At 37.8% G+C, this 17721-nt stretch carries 15 protein-coding genes; 3 read left to right on the top strand and 12 right to left on the bottom strand.

Annotated features, from left to right (window positions below; genetic code table 11):
• Positions 1-99 precede the first annotated feature (99 nt).
• Together lptA and lptC are read right to left on the bottom strand one after the other, a co-directional pair.
• A complete protein-coding gene (lptA, locus tag BSEPE_RS00650; RefSeq protein ID WP_066042562.1) occupies positions 100-579 on the bottom strand; it encodes a lipopolysaccharide transport periplasmic protein LptA in 480 nt (159 codons plus the stop codon).
• Positions 572-1519 carry an LPS export ABC transporter periplasmic protein LptC gene (lptC, locus tag BSEPE_RS00645; RefSeq protein WP_066042559.1) on the bottom strand — a complete coding sequence of 316 codons (948 nt, stop codon included), beginning with the start codon at positions 1517-1519 and terminating at the stop codon, positions 572-574. The genes lptA and lptC overlap by 8 nt, the downstream gene beginning before the upstream one ends.
• On the opposite strand from lptC, the gene thiE reads away from it, so the two are divergent.
• The gene (gene thiE / locus BSEPE_RS00640; protein ID WP_066042555.1) at positions 1499-2077 is read left to right on the top strand and encodes a thiamine phosphate synthase; all 579 of its coding nucleotides are present in this window, start codon (positions 1499-1501) and stop codon (positions 2075-2077) included. The two genes, lptC and thiE, sit on opposite strands and share 21 nt — an antisense overlap.
• Here the strand turns inward: thiE and BSEPE_RS00635 are convergent.
• The 10 genes from BSEPE_RS00635 to polA all read right to left on the bottom strand — a co-directional run bounded on the left by BSEPE_RS00635 (position 2074) and on the right by polA (position 16054).
• Positions 2074-5184: a UvrD-helicase domain-containing protein gene (locus tag BSEPE_RS00635; protein WP_066042552.1), complete on the bottom strand. Its 3111-nt coding sequence runs from the start codon at positions 5182-5184 to the stop codon at positions 2074-2076. The two genes, thiE and BSEPE_RS00635, sit on opposite strands and share 4 nt — an antisense overlap.
• The gene (locus BSEPE_RS00630; protein ID WP_066042550.1) at positions 5177-5767 is read right to left on the bottom strand and encodes a DUF4276 family protein; all 591 of its coding nucleotides are present in this window, start codon (positions 5765-5767) and stop codon (positions 5177-5179) included. Before BSEPE_RS00630 ends, BSEPE_RS00635 begins: the two co-directional genes overlap by 8 nt.
• Complete coding sequence (locus BSEPE_RS00625; RefSeq protein WP_066042548.1) at positions 5761-6801, bottom strand: AAA family ATPase; 1041 nt, start codon at positions 6799-6801, stop codon at positions 5761-5763. The genes BSEPE_RS00630 and BSEPE_RS00625 overlap by 7 nt, the downstream gene beginning before the upstream one ends.
• A 9-nt stretch (positions 6802-6810) precedes the next feature.
• Positions 6811-8508, bottom strand: a complete 1698-nt coding sequence (gene argS / locus BSEPE_RS00620; protein WP_066042545.1) for an arginine--tRNA ligase — start codon at positions 8506-8508, stop codon at positions 6811-6813.
• A 77-nt stretch (positions 8509-8585) separates the two neighbouring features.
• On the bottom strand, positions 8586-8969 hold the full coding sequence (locus BSEPE_RS00615; protein ID WP_066042542.1) for a type II toxin-antitoxin system HicB family antitoxin: 384 nt from the start codon (positions 8967-8969) through the stop codon (positions 8586-8588).
• Positions 8962-9195, bottom strand: coding sequence for a type II toxin-antitoxin system HicA family toxin (locus tag BSEPE_RS00610; RefSeq protein WP_066042538.1), 234 nt, complete (start codon positions 9193-9195; stop codon positions 8962-8964). Before BSEPE_RS00610 ends, BSEPE_RS00615 begins: the two co-directional genes overlap by 8 nt.
• Positions 9196-9370: 175 nt before the next feature.
• A complete protein-coding gene (locus tag BSEPE_RS00605) occupies positions 9371-10657 on the bottom strand; it encodes an McrC family protein (protein WP_066042533.1) in 1287 nt (428 codons plus the stop codon).
• On the bottom strand, positions 10657-12873 hold the full coding sequence (locus BSEPE_RS08090; RefSeq protein ID WP_066042530.1) for an AAA family ATPase: 2217 nt from the start codon (positions 12871-12873) through the stop codon (positions 10657-10659). Before BSEPE_RS08090 ends, BSEPE_RS00605 begins: the two co-directional genes overlap by 1 nt.
• Complete coding sequence (locus tag BSEPE_RS00595; RefSeq protein ID WP_157059353.1) at positions 12870-13340, bottom strand: hypothetical protein; 471 nt, start codon at positions 13338-13340, stop codon at positions 12870-12872. The genes BSEPE_RS08090 and BSEPE_RS00595 overlap by 4 nt, the downstream gene beginning before the upstream one ends.
• On the bottom strand, positions 13322-16054 hold the full coding sequence (polA, locus tag BSEPE_RS00590) for a DNA polymerase I (protein ID WP_066042523.1): 2733 nt from the start codon (positions 16052-16054) through the stop codon (positions 13322-13324). Before polA ends, BSEPE_RS00595 begins: the two co-directional genes overlap by 19 nt.
• A 55-nt stretch (positions 16055-16109) precedes the next feature.
• On the opposite strand from polA, the gene BSEPE_RS00585 reads away from it, so the two are divergent.
• The gene (locus BSEPE_RS00585) at positions 16110-16835 is read left to right on the top strand and encodes an ATP-binding cassette domain-containing protein (RefSeq protein ID WP_066042519.1); all 726 of its coding nucleotides are present in this window, start codon (positions 16110-16112) and stop codon (positions 16833-16835) included.
• A gap of 68 nt (positions 16836-16903) precedes the next feature.
• Positions 16904-17719: a 2,3,4,5-tetrahydropyridine-2,6-dicarboxylate N-succinyltransferase gene (dapD, locus tag BSEPE_RS00580; protein ID WP_066042517.1), complete on the top strand. Its 816-nt coding sequence runs from the start codon at positions 16904-16906 to the stop codon at positions 17717-17719.
• Positions 17720-17721 lie beyond the last annotated feature (2 nt).

Below are 17721 nucleotides of genomic sequence, written 5' to 3'. Positions count from 1 at the left end.
GTCTCATCCTATATTGATTTTAAAAGAAGAAATTATACCAAATAGTGTTTGAATAACGCATTCTTTTTATACCCCCTAAGAGATATTACACAAGGTCTCCTATAATTTTATTTTAAATTTAACACGCTGCATGCCGTCTTTAGATTTTTTGGCAATAATTTTATTCTTTTTAATGTCGTAATTTAAAAGCCCGCCACTAAAAGAATTAGAATCTTGGGTCAGATGGGCGTTGCCTTCAAGACGCACTAATTGTTTATCAATGAAGTAGGTAATCTTCTGCGCTGTCGCCTCAACAAAGCCTGACTGCTTAGGCTGATTTTGTTTGTAATAGGCAGGTTTCTTTTTTACACCTGTTGCAATTATTTTGCTAACCACCTGTTCTTTATTAAATACTTGTATCTTCTGCGCCATAATGAGTAAATCGCCTTGTGTGATTTTGGCATCGCCCGTATAAGTGCTTAACTCCGAACGCCCATCAACCACCACCGTATGCGCTTGCACAACTATCTCAGACTTGCTGTCAAATATCGCTTGAACCCCCAAAGGCAACAGCAATAAAATAAGAAAAATTCTACTCATAACGACCAACAACACCCCCTGTTAATCTCAATTTTTGGTCTTTAACATCGTAATACATACCTTTTTTCGCATGAATATTCGATATTCCCGATTGGTAATGCACTTGCGCCACGGTCCGATAAATATCCCGACCTTTACTTTGGTCAACAATTAACCTACTGGTATTAATTTTAGCTCCAGATTTTTGTAAAATATCAACCTTGCCAAGTAAAATAGTAATGCCTTCACCTGTATCCATATCTAAACCTTGAGAATAAATTTTATTACCCGATGCCAAATAAGTGGTTTTATGTTTGGAATAATATCGTTTCTTAGCGTTAGACTGGTCAATAAATAAATCTTTGGTAAATATTTTTTGCCCACCCTTTTGATTAATCGTTGTTTTACCAAGCAAATGCATTTTATCTTCTGTAGACTTCATCAACATCCCTTGGGCGACCACTCGTGCCTTTTTATCTAAATAGATAATTTGTTTATCACTCTTTAGATTGTTAGTTTTGGTGTTAACCGACAATTCTTTGGCATTCATTTGATAACTGGCACCAGACTTAGAATTGATGTTTACCTTACCCTTAAATATAATCTCTCCATCCTCTAAATAATTGGCACGCTTTGAAGTCAGCATATAAAGTTCTTCGCCTTTTTTGTTATAAACGGTCACTTTTGGCTCTAATAACAAAGCAGGTTTTTCTTTAAAACTATAGTATTTATCCGATTCAATAAAATGCACCAATTGTTGCTTTTGATTAAACCCTTGCAATACAAATTTATCGATTTTCTCAACATAGTTAGTGATTTCATTCAAGTCTACTAATTCTTTTTCATTCACTATAAAAACCAAAGAAACCAAAGATATAAAAAGCCATACAACGCCAACAAACGCTATAATAACGCCCGTGACTAATAATTTCCCTTTTGAATGAAAACTGATTTTTTGCATAATATAAATGGCATTTACGCGATTACGCCAGACCGTGCCTTAGACCTTGACGCTATTGAAAAAGTAATAATGACGCACAAAATCCGTATTTTACAATACCGACATAAAACGCTTAACAAAAAAATTCAACTCAACGAAGCAACACAATTACAACAACTGTGTGCCAAACATCATACTTTATTTATCGTCAATGATGACATCAACCTGGCGAAAAAAATCTCAGCAGATGGTGTACATTTAGGTAAAAATGATGGCGCAATCCAATACGCACGGACACAACTTGGTGTCGATGCCGTCATTGGTGTATCGTGTTATAACGACATTAATTTGGCAAAAAATGCACAGCAACAAGGCGCGGATTATGTCGCATTTGGTGCATTATTCACATCAATCACCAAGCCTAACGCATCTCAATGTGCATTAACCCTCATCGCCCAAGCAAAACAGAACCTAACTATCCCTATTGTCGGCATTGGTGGCATTAATTTTGACAATCAACAACTTGCCTATGATGCAGGCTGTAATTCGGTGGCAATGATTAATGCTTTGTGGGATTAGGAAATGTCGATTAATTGTTTGACGCTAGGGCAATATAGTGCGCAACGCACAGGATAGTCGTAAATCTCAGACATTGCGGTTTTATAGAACTGCAATTGTTTTGTGTGTTCTTGCTGTTGTCGTTTAATAAAGGCTTCTAATGGCTCATCCTCAGCAGGTTTGGCTGTTTTAAAATCAATCACCCATAAAGTCCCCTCATCAATAAATAGTCTGTCAATAGCGATGGTGCTACCATTAATGCTAAATTCCGCTTCATTTCGTGCGGATGCTCGGTCTTTAAACAGCCACTCGAATTGAGCATCATTTTTGGTGTTATTCAATAATTTAGTGATAACCGCCTGCCATTTTTCAATCTCACTCGGCGGCGTGCCTATACTAATCAATTGATTACGAATATTCTCTGCGCTCGGCTCAAACAATTGATGCTCATAATATTGATGCACCAAAGTGCCTAATGCACGCTTAAATAAGCGTTCAAAATTCTGCTGATATTCTACCATTTCGCCTTTTTCTTGCATTCGATTAACTGGCGTTTTTAACTCGGAAACACGCGCTAACTGCAAAATTTCCGCTGATTCCACTGTATCAGGCGTCTTGTCAATATCATCAAACCGATGTGTAAAAAACTGCCCCAATAATTCCAACAGCGTATTTTTACCGATATTCCCTGACTTATTTACTGCCCCCAATAGGTGTAAATGGCTTTTTGCTCGCGTCATTGCCACATACAATAAGCGCATGCTTTCATAATAGTTTTGCTCTGTTTCAATAGATTTCAAATACCGATATACCCCACTTTCTTGTGTGGCAGATGCCGACTTCATTGGTGCTAATAGTAAATCCTTATTCGAAAATTCACGCAATCGAATAATCAGCGAATCATCCCTCCCAGAACTCCGACCCAAGCCCGGAATAATCACCGTGTCAAACTCCAGGCCCTTTGATGCATGCACTGTCATTAACTTCACCTGCGCCTTTTCACTCGGTGCATATAACTTTTCTATCATCTGTTCAATGGTATCCGCGCTCAGTAATTGTTGCTGTTCGCATTCATAAATAATCTGCAAAAATTTGTCTTTAATTGCCAATTCCGTTTTTGCTAAAGTCTCATTTTTTAACCCCAATTGATTCATTGTATGGGTCAATAATTCCACAAAATTAAATCGCCCTTGATTGCTAATAACCTCTTGCAAACACTGATATAGATGCTGTGCACGCTCACGCCCATCTGCACTCATTTTTACCAATATCGCCTCATCATTTAGTTGCCTATAAATTATCTGATTATCATCCTCAGATAGCACCAACAAATCATCCAAAATCAAGCCGCACCAAGGGGCGCGCAACACACTCAACCACGCCAGTTTATCGCCCAAATGCAATAAAGCCTTACTTAGCGAGAGCAGGTCCCGCGTCAATAAATGGTCTTTTAATTCGGTAATATCTACCGATTCAAATGCAATTTTCTCATCCATTAACTGTTGTGCGATGTGCAACAAATGTGCCCGCCCACGCACCAAAATCGCAATTGTATTTTGTGTATTTTTCGCCAAACTAGCGGCGACAATCGTGCCAATCGTTTTTGCTTCACATAGATATTGGTCGTGGGCAAAGGGATAGAATGCAATGGCATTGTCATCCTTTGTATCCGAATTTGCAAGCGATGGTGAGTAAGAAATTGCACCTTTATGTACATCGTCACACTCAGGGAAAATCTTACTGAAAAATCCATTATTGCCCTCAACAATACTTTTTGAAGAGCGAAAATTGGTACTCAATACCAATGAAGTTGGACGAATGTTCGCAATTCCCTTATCTCGCACTTGCAAAAATAACCCCACCTGAGATTCTCTAAATCGGTAAATTGATTGCATTGGATCGCCCACCAAGAACAGCGTTTTTTCATCATCTGTTTGCCATTGTTCTATCAATTTTTCAACCGTATTAAACTGTGATGCCGAAGTGTCTTGAAACTCGTCAATCAGCAAATGTTGCACTTTATAATCCATAAATAGGGCAATATCGCTCACGCCAATTTGACTGTCCAATGCCTGATTAGCATTCAACGCCACCTCAATAAAATCGTGTGCTTGCTGCGCTTCAAAATAGATATTGAGTTGTGCCACAGATAATTTTAATACCTGTGCAATGGTCTGCAAAATATCCGCCTGTGCTTGCGAAAAATCAATATTTGGCAAACTCCTTAAGCCTTGCAATGCTTCGCCAAGTGCTTTTTGTTCGGACAAGTTTTCCTTGAGTTTATTAACTGCTGTACGCCATGTGCCTTTTTTGGTCAAACATAAATCTGCAATGGTCTGCCACGCCTCCAAATCCGAAAAATTAGTCGTTGGCAGGGTGTATAACTTACCTTCACGAGCAGACAACAATCCAAAAAATTCATCATCTAAATACACTTTAGCCAATGGTTGTAAATACTCAAAATATTGTTTCACAATCGTTCTAGCACTGTCTTGCAATATTTGTAAATCTAGCACATTATCCCGATACAAGCGCCCCAACCATTGATCCCGCTTCGACAGCATCTGCACCACCAAGCTCTCAAACTTGCTGACATTATTATCCAGGTGTAACAACAAATTTTGAATATCCTTGCCATACTCCTCATCATCAATCAACATTAATGTCTGCTGTGCTGCTATCTGATAGGCTTTATTTCGCTCCCATTGCTGCGCCATAATTTGTCTCGGAACCAACTGACCTGGCAAAGGATAACGATTAGTAATCAGACTATAAAGCCCATCAATGGTTGAGATTTTTAAGCGTTTCGGATTTTGCAACAACTGCCACCCTTGCTCATCCGAGTGCCTCATTGCCGCTGCTGCCAAATCATAAGTCGTTTGTTTATGTGGCTCACTAGGTCGTGATTGCACTGTCGATTTCAACGCCGATAACACCCGATGCGTCATCTCATCCACCGCTTTATTGGTAAAAGTCATCGCAATGACACTCTCAGGTTCTACACAATGTGCCAATAATTTCAAATAGCGTTGCGTTAATAACTCTGTTTTTCCCGATCCTGCTGGCGCTTGCACGATAAAAGACTGGCTAATATCTAAGGCTTGATTTCTTTGTTTTTGGTCATTCACCTAATTTTTCTAATTGTGTTAGCCAAGCATTAAAACCTTGACATTTTTCTCTTATTTTTAGCAAGCCAATCTCTTGTAATATTTTTGGTGCATGTTGGGTTTTTATGTACTTTGCATTCTTTCCAATGCGCTTGGATGGTGCAGTTTCTTTAGAGTTATTAATTGTTTCCAGGTTTGGAAAATCATTCACAATGCTATCAATCCAGTTTTGCGAAGTATCAAGCCCATTTGCCATAATTTCAGCATCGCTAAAAAGCAAGGCTTCAAATTCATACATTTGAATATAAGGAATTATCTTATGTTGCTGTGCTTGTTTAATACCTTGCTTAATCCTACTTTCTAAACTTTGTTTTGTTTCTTCTTGGGATTTTTTCTTAAAGCCATAAAAATCATACAAGGTTGTCACATAATCATAATTGTAAATCAACTTATTAAGTTTTGAGTTCACCCTGTCAACACCAACATTGCCTTTCATATTTTGTATTTCCACAAATATGTTTAATCCTGCTAAATACGGATCAACGCTCTCTTTTATAAATTTATATTCCGAATGCCCTTCTGCCGAGATTAATAGTCTTACCATTTTGGCTCACCGCCCAACAAGCCTTCACTCCAAGCCTCTCCCACTTGATAAGTCTCAATCCAATCACCTAAATCTTGTGCGTTTAACCTTTTAAATTTTGACTCGCCATTTTCATAATCCACAATAATAAAATCATCGGGTTCAAAATAATTAGCGAGCTCAACAGACTGAGTAGAAATAATAACTTGCGCCCCATCATTTGCCACTGTCTGGATAATTTCTGATAAGACAGCAATTGCAGTTGGATGCAGCCCAATTTCTGGCTCATCTAAAATAATGGTTTTAGGTCGCAACTCCTTAGGCTGCAAAAATAGTGTTGCCATACAGATAAAACGGGCTGTGCCATCTGACAATTGATTGGCTGAAAAATCATTGTCCAGATCATTCTTATGCTGCCATCTTAACAAAATCCTTTCGTCATTTTTTTCACCCACTAAATTTAGCACAAAATCATGAAAATAAGGGGCAACTGTTTGAATAGATTGAACTATTTGTCTATACTCTTGATTAAATTTCTCTCTTATGTGGTATAAAAATGGTGCTATATTTTTAGCATCTGAACGCAAAAAAGCGTAGTCATTTTTTTCCTGATACTTTTTAAAGCTAACGGCTTTACCAGTATTGTGAAAATGGTAAGTATTTATGCTTTTTATGTCTTTTTCAAAATAAATAAAATTATCATAAGAATTTTCTAAATTTGAGGCAATACTTGTGCTTGTTAATACATCTTTGTTGTAATCTACTTCAAATCCCAAACTATATTTATGCTTTTGTATGTTAATATCAATATTTATTTTCTTGGTTATATTGCTACCAAAAAGTAAAAAAGCATCACTACCGCCGTGTTGTTTTACATATAACTCGGTTTTTTCTATGTTATCATCAACAGCATATTTAAGAAATTCAAAAACCGAAATAAAATTACTCTTGCCTGATCCATTCGCCCCGATCAATACATTAATCGGCTTCATTTCTAAATCTAACTCTTTAATAGATTTAAAGCCTTTGATTTTAATGTGAGATAAATTATCCATAAACTAATTTTACATTTTTTCAGGGGCAGATACGCCTAATAATTGCAAACCATTTTGAATCACTTGCTTAGTTGCTTTCGCCAATTCTAAACGACTGGCTTGCAATGTTTTATCTTCAATCAAGAACTCACAATTATTGTAATAACTGTGAAAATCACTCGCCAAATCACGCAAATAATACGCCAAGATATGCGGCTCATAATTGATGGCAGCATTTTTTACAATCTCTGCATAACGCCCTAATTGCTTAATCAATGCCTGCTCATATTCATCATTTAACAACGATAAATCTGCCGTCCCATTGCCCTGTGCCTTGGCTAATACTGAGCAAATCCTCGCGTGGGCATATTGAATATAAAACACCGGATTTTCATTGGTTTTTGACTTTGCCAAATCCAAATCAAAATCCATATGCTGTTCTGACTTACGCAAGATATAGAAAAAGCGCGCCGCATCATTCCCCACTTCTTCACGCAATTCTTTTAAAGTCACAAACGAGCCCGAGCGCGTGGACATTGCCACTTTCTCGCCATGGCGATACAAATTTGCAAATTGCACCAACAAAATTTCTAATTTACCCTCATCAAATCCTAGCGCCTTAATCGCTGCCTTTACACGGGCAATATAGCCATGATGGTCTGCTCCCCAAATATTGATTACCTTGTCATAGCCTCGTTCAAACTTCTCCCGATGATAGGCAATATCTGAGGCAAAATAAGTATGCAACCCATTATCACGCACCACCACACGGTCTAAATCATCGCCAAAATCGGTGGTTTTAAACCAAAGTGCCCCATCCTTTTCGTATATATGTCCTGATGCCTGCAGAGTCTCCACCGTTGTCTTTGATAGCCCGCTATCCACTAAGGATTGTTCACTAAACCACTGCTGATATGCAACCCCAAACTCGCCCAAATCAACTTTAATATCACCCAAAATCTCAGTAATGGACAAATCAAATATCTTTTTATAATCACTCCCTAGTGCCTTCTTACAATTTGCAATCAGCCCATCAATATGCTTTTCTTTATCGCCACCGTCTCGTTCGTCTTTACACACATCGGTAAAAATATCATATTTTTCCACAGCGCTAATTTGTTTGGCAATATCAAAAATATAATCGCCTTTATAACCGTTATCAGGAAATTTATTAGTTTTTATATAGCGTAAATACACCGAAGTCGCCAAAATATCCATCTGCCGACCTGCATCATTCACATAATATTCATTATCGACTTCAAACCCGACCGCCTTTAAAAGATTGGAAACCGTCGCTCCGTACGCTGCCCCTCGTCCATGTCCCACATGCAAAGGCCCGGTCGGATTTGCCGAAACAAACTCCAACAAAATCCGCTGTCCCGCACCCAAATCTGACAACCCATACGCCTCACCTTGTTCAATAATCTGCCCCACCACAGAGGCGTTTGCCCCCTGTGACATAAAGAAATTAATAAATCCTGGTCCCGCAATTTCAACTTTTTCCACCACATCTGATTCAGGAAAACTCGCCACAATCCGCTCTGCCAAAACCTTCGGCGCACACTTCGCCTGCTTTGACAGCACCATCGCAATATTGGTCGCAAAATCTCCCTGTGTCTTATCCTTAGAATGGTCAATGCGAATATCTTCTGGCACATACGCCAACCCCCCGTCCTGCACCAGTATCGCTAACGCCTGCTTCAATAATTCTTGTAATTTTTCTTTCATCGTTTGATTGGTAAATAAGATATGCTCGTCATTTTATCATTATCAAGCCAGCTGCCTTTAAATATGTTGCCACTCTATTAAGGTTTTGGATGTAATTCAATATCGCCATTCAATAACTTGTCGCTCAACATAGTCAGCAGTCCACTTCTTGTTGTGTTGAGCCGTTTGGCATAAATGTCTAAGCTCTTGATTTTGCTGGCAGCCATTGAAATGTTAATTTTCTTGGCTTTGTTTAGATTTTCTGGCTCTGGAATGGCATCTTTGTTTTTTAATGCAACATCCAAATAACAATCAAACGCATTTTTGACATCTGCAACGGCTTCGGATTCTGTTTTTCCATCACCCATCACGCCATCGATATTTTTGTAGTATGCCATATAGCCACCGCCATCATCCTCGCTCACTGTTGAAACGATAATGTCGTAATCAATTGCTTGGTAATATTCTTTATTTTTAATCATTGTTTCTCTCCAAAATTTCTAACACTCTTTTTACATAAATTACTTTAATCGGGCGTTTGAACGGGATAGTAACACTTGAACAGCCTTGTTTACGAAAAACAAAATGACTGCCACCACTGTTGATACACTCGTAACCTGATTTTTCCAATAACTTTCTTAATATTTTAAAGTCAACATTCTTAGGGTTGCTTTTCATCACATCTAAGATTTTTTGCTGCTTACTCATTTAAAAATAACCCTTTTTTAGTGGTTAAGTATTATTATACACTATTTAATATTGCCATCAATATACCTCTTGCCAAGAGTTTCCAATATCTACAAACCAATTCAATTATTAAGCGGCAAGGATTTGTATATCTAATTCCACGCTGTTGCATTCCATTCGCACTAAGATGAGAATTTTATCCAGCAATGCTTAAACCAAAGGCTGTCATCTTATCGTCATCAAGTGCAAAAGGCTTGACACATAAATCTAAATTCTCGTCAATCTGAAATGCAAATTCATTTTCAAACTGCGTCCATTGTGGGTAAATTAACACCACTTTTGCCACTTTGTATTTCTTACCATAGGCAAAAAGTTGATACATATCGCTCTGACTAATACCCCTCTTATTATCCACACTGCCATTTTTATAAGTTTGATTTTCATCAATCAACTTCCACTTAGTATCAAGGATGCAAACAGGGTTTTTATTTGAAATTTTTGAAATGACAATATCTGGTTTCATCATAAAAACACCGTTATTTTCAAAATACGCCAAAGGTTTTTGTGGTTTTTGCTCAGTCAGTTTATAACCCTTTGGCAACCGCTCTGCCAACTTCTTTGCCACATACCTTTCAAATAAAACCTCCATCGGTAACAAAAACGAAATACCTGCGTTTTTATCTTTCAAAGCAAAAGGGCTTTGTTGATTTAAAATCAATTTCAACCACGGTAAAACGCTTTGATAATAATTCATATCTCGCCCACTTGCCCATTGATTAAAATCATTTTTGATATTTTCAGACGCAGGCACTTCGTCAAAAAGCATCAAAAAATGCTTTGCCGTTTTCTGATGATCAAAATCCTTACTCCACTTCAATATCTGCAAAAGTGCCGAATGGATCAACCGATTTTCGCATCGATTAGGCGATAAAATATCGTACTCAATATGAAATAAATGCTGCTTGTGTGGCGGTTCGTTGAGTTGTTTATGTGTTTGCAGTTGCCCTTTTAAAAACTTTTCGTGCCCTCGCATTCTTAAATAATCCCTGCGAATACCTTGCTTGATAATTTTATCAACCGATTTTAAAAACCACCCAATTAACACTTCAGGCAAAGGTCGGTTTTTTAATTTTAAATCCGCTTCAGTTGTTTGAATAAACGGCAAATCATTCACTACTTTGAGCATTTTTTCTAAAATAGAACGACTCTGCTCAACGCTCTTGTCATTTGCCACTTCTTCAATTTTCGGCAAAATCTCAATCTGCGTGCCATCAGGTGTTGTGATTACGCCGACAAAATTTTTAACTTTCAAGGTTGTAGACTTAACAAATCTAATAAATCTATCGTCTTCTTTATCAGACTCAGCATACTTTGCCAAAAAATCCCAAGCACTGCGATTGAGTGTTATCTCATCAACACTTTTCTGTTCGTTTTCTTCACCCCTGACAATTTTTCCAAACTCACGAATGTATAGCAATTGCATTATTCCGTATCAGCTTTCTGTGAATAAATTTGAATAAAGTATTCGGCATTCAATTCGCTAATATCTTGTTTTTGATAAATATCCTTACTAATTTCTCCTACTTGTTTTGTTTCTTTTTTATAAAAACTATCGTTACCTAAAACAAGATTTATTTTTTCAAAATCATCATAAAAATATTCTTCTAATAACGGCAAAATTTTATTTTTAAACGCGTTTCGTAATTGTTCTAAATTATCAATACCCATTAAAAAAGAATGTCCAATCGTATGCTCTCTGTCGTACAAAACCTCAATTCTTTGGTTGATAGTTTCTAGCATTTCTTGTAAATTGACACCACCACAATCATTAGTAATTAAACCGACATCTGGCATCATTTCAATAAAATCAAACCGCCTACGAAGTGCCGTATCCATCAACGCCAAACTTCTATCAGCGGTATTCATCGTGCCGATAATATAAAGATTCTTTGGCACTGAAAAATCATCTTTAGAATAAGGTAATTTAACGGATATTTCTTCCTCCTCTTCTGTTCGTTTACTCGGCTCAATCAAGGTAATCAACTCGCCAAAAATCCGTGAGATATTACCACGATTGATTTCATCGATGATTAAGATGTAGGGCTTGTTGTTATCGATACTTTGCGTATCGGTTAAATAGGCTTGCAACTTACCTCTATCAATATGTTTTGGCTTGTTAATGGTAGTTTGCGTAAAGTTTTTGCTACTGATTTCCAATACTGGGCGAGAATTTGAAAACTTTTGTAGCCATTTTATTTTTCTTTTTTGTGGCAATTCTGACGCTTCGTCAAAATAATATTCTCCCGTAATCTCAGCAATAGCTTTAAATTTATAGTTACCGTCGCTAATAATAACAATATCGCCAATTTTCATCTCATTTTTAAAATAATTAACTTGGGAGGCTTTGATATTGTTGCCTAATTTGTCGTTAATTTCTTCTCTATTTTTACAATCAGTAAAATCAACCAATTCACCCCAGCCAAGCACTAAAGAATCGCTTTCTTCAGCCTCAGAAAAATATTGTTTTGCTGTGTCCCCTTTGCTACCAAGAGACATTTTCCAAATTGTTATATCTGTCTTAAGATCTATACCTACATTTGTTATTTCTGCTTTTGATGATGCATTATTACAAATTTCTTTAAAAACACCGTTTTCGATTTCATAAGAAATTTTCCCATTCTCAGTTTTAGCTTTCAACCCCTCCACAAAATCCTCGTAACTAAAACTTTGATGAAAAGTAACAAATTCCACCTGGTGGGTAAATTTTTCTTTTAATTTTCCAATACTTGTGATTGATTCTTTTTGTAACTCATAGTCATCAGGTGCGAGAATTTTTAACGCTTTCTCAACGGTAGAATAAGTTTTTCCTGTGCCTGGTGGTCCGTACAAAATTTGGTTTAGTGGTTGTTTTGATGCCGTCATTGTGTATCCTTTATCATTAATATCAATAAACCCAACATATTTGCCAAAAATACTTTTTAAATTAGACTCTGCCTGACGAGTAGAGTATTCGTTAGCTAAGTCTATTTCACTAGCAATATTTTTTGTGATTGCCTTAGTGGGGTAAGATTTTTCACCCTCCCTGCCTAGTATTTTAAAATGCCAATGGACATTAGCATTAATTTTAAAACCACCAGAACGGGCATCATACAAATCCATTTGTTTTAACACTATCTGTATCTTATTGATAGCTGACCTTCTTGTTTCAAACTCTTGATCTGAAAAAAACAAATATTCATCTGGAACATTATGCTCTTTTGCAATCTCGATAATTTTTTTTACATCTGTATGTAAAAACTTCTGTAATTCTGTCTCCCAGTTTTGATGAGTGGATGAATAATTGATTTTTTTAATATGTCTATTTTTAAGGCTACCAAAAGAAATATCAAAATATTCAAGCACGCTTTTGTAAAAGTCTTGATATTTTTCTTCTTCTGTAGTAAACGCCCTATAAGAAAATTCTAAACAACAGCTTTTATCATTTTTGATTACAAAACATATTCTTTGAGTTTTATTATCGTTATCAGCTGGTTTAAATGGTGAAGTAGCAACATAATTATTTTCCTTCTTTCCTTGGAACCAATAGCCATTAATCAACTCTTTTGTTTTATTCTTGCGTAAATAAAAAGTTTGTTTTGTGGACTCGTAATATCTTAAGTAAACGCCAAATGCTTTTTCGTGTATTTCTTTTGTATTCATATCTGTTTTTTGTAAATGTGGTTAATATATTTTCTTATTAAATTATAAAAAACAACTTTTTTATTCTTGTTTTTCTCTCCATTCTTTTTGTATTCATTAAACTCAGATGAGGTGTTATCAGAGGAACATATCTTTTTAAATGTCTCATCAGACATAGGACCGTTTTTTAGCCTATTAAAATACTCTTCCAATCCAATACGCTTATTTAAAAAGTTTTTATTTAATTGATTTTCTTCATCTGGGTTAGCTGTATTGTGGTTTTTATGTGCCTCATTAAATACCCTTCTTATTTTATTCCAATGAGTGTCAGCATGTTTTCTAGTATTATTTCTAGTCCTATTATCATTCCAATTTTTTTCATTATCCATCCACTGATCAAATTCAGCTTCAGACATTATATTTTCAGATAGCCTTTTAATAAAATTGTTTTGATTAAATTTTTTCATTTTTAGTGTGCCTGCTGCCAAGAATCACCAATACCCGCGTCCACTTTTAGCGGAATATCTAGTCCGTGTGCATTTTCCATCAGACTTTGTATTTTCTGAGCAAACTCATCTATCCTTGAATCTTTAACTTCAAACACCAATTCATCATGCACCTGCATAATCATTTTAATATCAGGATTATCTTTGCCAATCCAGTTGTTGACATCAATCATGGCTTTTTTAATGATGTCGGCAGAAGAGCCTTGCATCGGGGCATTAATGGCGGTGCGTAAGGCGTGCTGTTGCAGCATTTTGTTTTTGTGATTAATTTGGGGGAGATAGAGGCGACGACCTAGGACGGTTTCTACGAAGCCTTGGGATTTGGCGGTTTCTTTTATGTTTTCCATATATTGGGCGACGCCAGGATAATTAGCAAAATAAGCGTCAATGTATTGCTTAGCCTCTGTGCGAGAAATGTCAATTTGTTTGGCAAGACCAAACGCACTCATGCCATAGATGAGTCCGAAATTAATGGCTTTGGCTTTGCGACGGTGGTCCTTGGTAACTTCGTCAATGGGGATGCCGAACATCATTGATGCAGTGGCACTATGGACATCCATATCGTTGTTGAAAGCATCTAATAAATGGGTGTCTTGAGAGATATGTGCCATAATTCGTAGTTCGATTTGTGAGTAATCGGCAGCGAGGATTTTACAGCCCTCGCGGGCGATAAAAGCACCACGGATACGAGCACCTTGCTCAGAGCGAATCGGAATATTTTGCAAGTTTGGATTAGAGGAAGATAAGCGACCTGTGGCAGTTAAAGCCTGATGATAAGAAGTATGTAGGCGTTTGGTGTGCAAATCAACTTGTTTTGGTAAGGCCTCAAGATAGGTAGAATTGAGTTTGGTCAGGGCGCGGTAACTGAGGATTAAATCAACAACAGGATGGTCTAATAACCTCAATGCCTCTTCGTTAGTGGAAGGCACACCTTTTGGGGTTTTCTTTTTGGCTTCTAAACCCAAGCCCTCTTCTGAGAATAACACCTCACCGACTTGTTTTGGCGACTCTAAGTTGAATTCTTTATCCGCTAATGCAAACACTTGCGTGGTAATATCTGCCATTTGTTTGACGATATCCACTTGTTGGGTGGCAAGGGCTTGTACATCTAATGCCACGCCGTTGCGCTCCATTCGCACCAAGATGGGAATGAGAGGCAGTTCTATTTTTAGATAAAGTTTGTATAAATCAGGGAATTTAACCAACGCATTAGCCAACACTTCATTAAGTCTGTGGGTGACAATGACATCTTCACAGGCGTATGGGGCGGCGACTTCCAAATTAACTTGATTAAACGACAGTTGCTTTTTACCTTTGCCAGCAACATCGGCAAAATGAATGGTTTTATGCCCCAAATAATGCTCAGATAAATCGTCCATATTATGACGAGTGGCAACTGAATTTAGACAGTAAGACTTTATCATAGTGTCGTCGGCAATATGTTGCAAAGTTACTTGATAATTGGCCAAAATGTGACTGTCGTATTTAAGATTTTGTCCAATTTTGCCGATGGTATTGCTTTCTAAAATCGGCTTTAAAATATTTAATACAGCGTTAAAATTCAATTGTTGTGGCGCATCCAAATAATCATGGGCAACAGGGATGTAGAAACTGTCTTTATCAACTAAGAATACCCAACCAACGATTTTGGCGTTCATATAATCTAATGAGGTGGTTTCTAAATCAAAGACAAAAGTCTTGCACGATTCTAGGCGTTTGATCAAATTATCAAAATCGGATTGTGCGAATATAGTGGTTTGAGTGTAGTCGTTTAGCCACTCAGTAGAGGGGCGTTCTACTTCGGCAGCAGGTTCGGTTGGTTGTGGCGTCTGAACAGGTGTGGGGGTTGTGCCATCTAACTGCTTCAACCACATTGCAAAACCATATTGCTGGTATAGATTGGCAAGTTTTACATTGTCAACGCCAGGCTCATCGTCTAAGATATTGCATGGTAATTCAACATCAGACTTGAGCTTAACCAATTGGTAAGACAGGTCTAATTTATCAAAACTGTCACGCAGTTTTTCGCCAACTTTTCCACCTATTTGTTCGGCATTGTCTTTCACACCCTCAATAGTTTCAAATTTCTCTAACCATTTGACTGCTGTTTTTGGCCCAACACTCGGTACCCCAGGAATGTTATCTGCACTATCACCCGTGAGCGCTAATAGGTCTAAAATGCATTCAGGAGCAACACCCATTTTTTCAATCACGGCTTGGCGGTCGTATAATTGCCCCTTCATATCCAATTGAGTAATGTTGTCACTGACCAACTGCATCAAATCTTTATCGCCACTGGCAATGATAGTTTTGATTTGGCGTTTATCAGCAATCTTTGCCAAAGTCGCAATCACATCATCCGCCTCTACGCTGGGCACACACATAAAATGAAGACCCATAGCGCGAATGATTTCATATAAAGGCTCGATTTGCACCACTAAATCGTCTTCAGCAGGCTTGCGATGGGCTTTATAATCTGAATAAAGTTCGTGGCGATGGTTTTTGCCTTTGGCGTCAAAAATGGCAATCATTTTTGCCTCTGGGTATTTCCGTTGCAATTGTTTGATAGCGTTGATAACGCCAAACATTGCACCCGTTGGAAAACCCGCATCATTGGTAAGATTTTGTGAAATCGTGGAAAAATAAGCCCTAAATAAAAAGGCTGAACCGTCAAGTAATATAAGTTTATGTGGCATAGGGGAAAATTTTACCCATCAACAGTATAAAATAGGTGTTATTTTGAATGACAATATGAAAGACTCACAAACATTGATTAGCGCTCACGATATCAGTCTAACACATCAAGGGAAAAGCGTGCTGGACAAAGTTAGTTTTGAGTTACAGCAAGGTGATTTTGTCACGGTGATTGGTCCAAATGGGGCTGGAAAAAGTTCGCTGATTAAAGTTTTATTAGGCTTGATTAAGGCGGATAGTGGTCGCGTTAAACGCTCAAAAAATATTAGATTGGGCTATACGCCGCAGACTTTTACGCCAAATCCGTTTATTCCGATTTCTGTCATTGATTTTCTTAATTTAAATTTAAAAGTTGAGCGATATTTTTTGCATGAAACAGCACAATTAACAGGAATTGAAGACCTATTAGATGCCCCGTTAAAAAATTTATCAGGGGGTGAATTGCAACGCGTTTTGCTTGCTCGTGCTTTATTAAATAAACCAAATGTGTTAATTCTCGATGAACCCGCACAAAATTTGGATGTCAGTGGGCAGATGCAACTCTACAAACTCATTCAAGACATCCACCAGCAAAAGGGCTGTGCGGTATTGATGATTTCTCACGATTTGCATCGGGTGATGAAGGAATCAACACAGGTTTTATGCCTATATCACCATATTTGTTGCATGGGAAAACCAGAGACCATTATTAAAGACAGTCAATTTAACGATTTGTTTGCCGACCAAATGGATGAATTGATGGCAACTTATGAGCATCATCACAACCATTGCCACGAAGATTAAGTTGTGATGGGTTAATGCAGTTAGCTCCTCTGATATAATATCTACTTTTTAGAACTTACGGACATATTATGAAAGATATCATTGAAGCTGCCTTTGAAGACAGGGCAAACCTTACTCCGCAAACTGCCAGCGCGCAAATCAAAGAAGCTGTTGCACAAGCCATCCAAATGCTTGACTCAGGTCAAGCGCGTGTTGCCGAGCAACGAGGTGTTGGCGACTGGGTGGTGAATGAATGGTTAAAAAAGGCAGTTTTGCTTTCATTCAGATTAGAAGACAATGTTCCGATGTCAGGTGGTTTTACACAATATTATGACAAAGTGCCTTCAAAATTTGCAGATATGTCGCCAGCTGATTTTGATGCAATGGGGGTTCGTGTCGTGCCACCTGCGATGGCGCGTCGAGGTTCGTTCATTGGTAAAGATACGGTGCTAATGCCGTCGTATGTGAATATCGGTGCGTATGTCGATTCAGGCACAATGGTTGATACTTGGGCAACGGTCGGTTCTTGCGCACAAATTGGTAAAAATGTGCATCTATCAGGTGGCGTGGGTATCGGTGGCGTATTAGAGCCATTGCAAGCCAGTCCAACGATTATTGAAGACAATTGTTTTATTGGCGCAAGGTCGGAAGTGGTTGAAGGTGTGATTGTTGAAGAAGGTGCGGTGATTTCAATGGGTGTTTATATCGGTCAATCGACTAAGATTTTCAATCGTGAAACTGGCGAAGTAACTTATGGTCGCATACCAGCAGGTTCGGTGGTTGTTTCTGGTAACTTACCTTCTAAAGATGGCAGTTATTCACTTTATTGCGCAGTGATTGTTAAGCAGGTGGATGCGAAAACACGCTCAAAAGTTGGTATTAACGAATTATTAAGGGGCATTTAGTT

Origin of the sequence: endosymbiont of Bathymodiolus septemdierum str. Myojin knoll, from assembly GCF_001547755.1 — a bacterium.
Taxonomy (GTDB): domain Bacteria; phylum Pseudomonadota; class Gammaproteobacteria; order PS1; family Pseudothioglobaceae; genus Thiodubiliella.
This window is presented reverse-complemented; position numbering and strand designations above follow the sequence as displayed.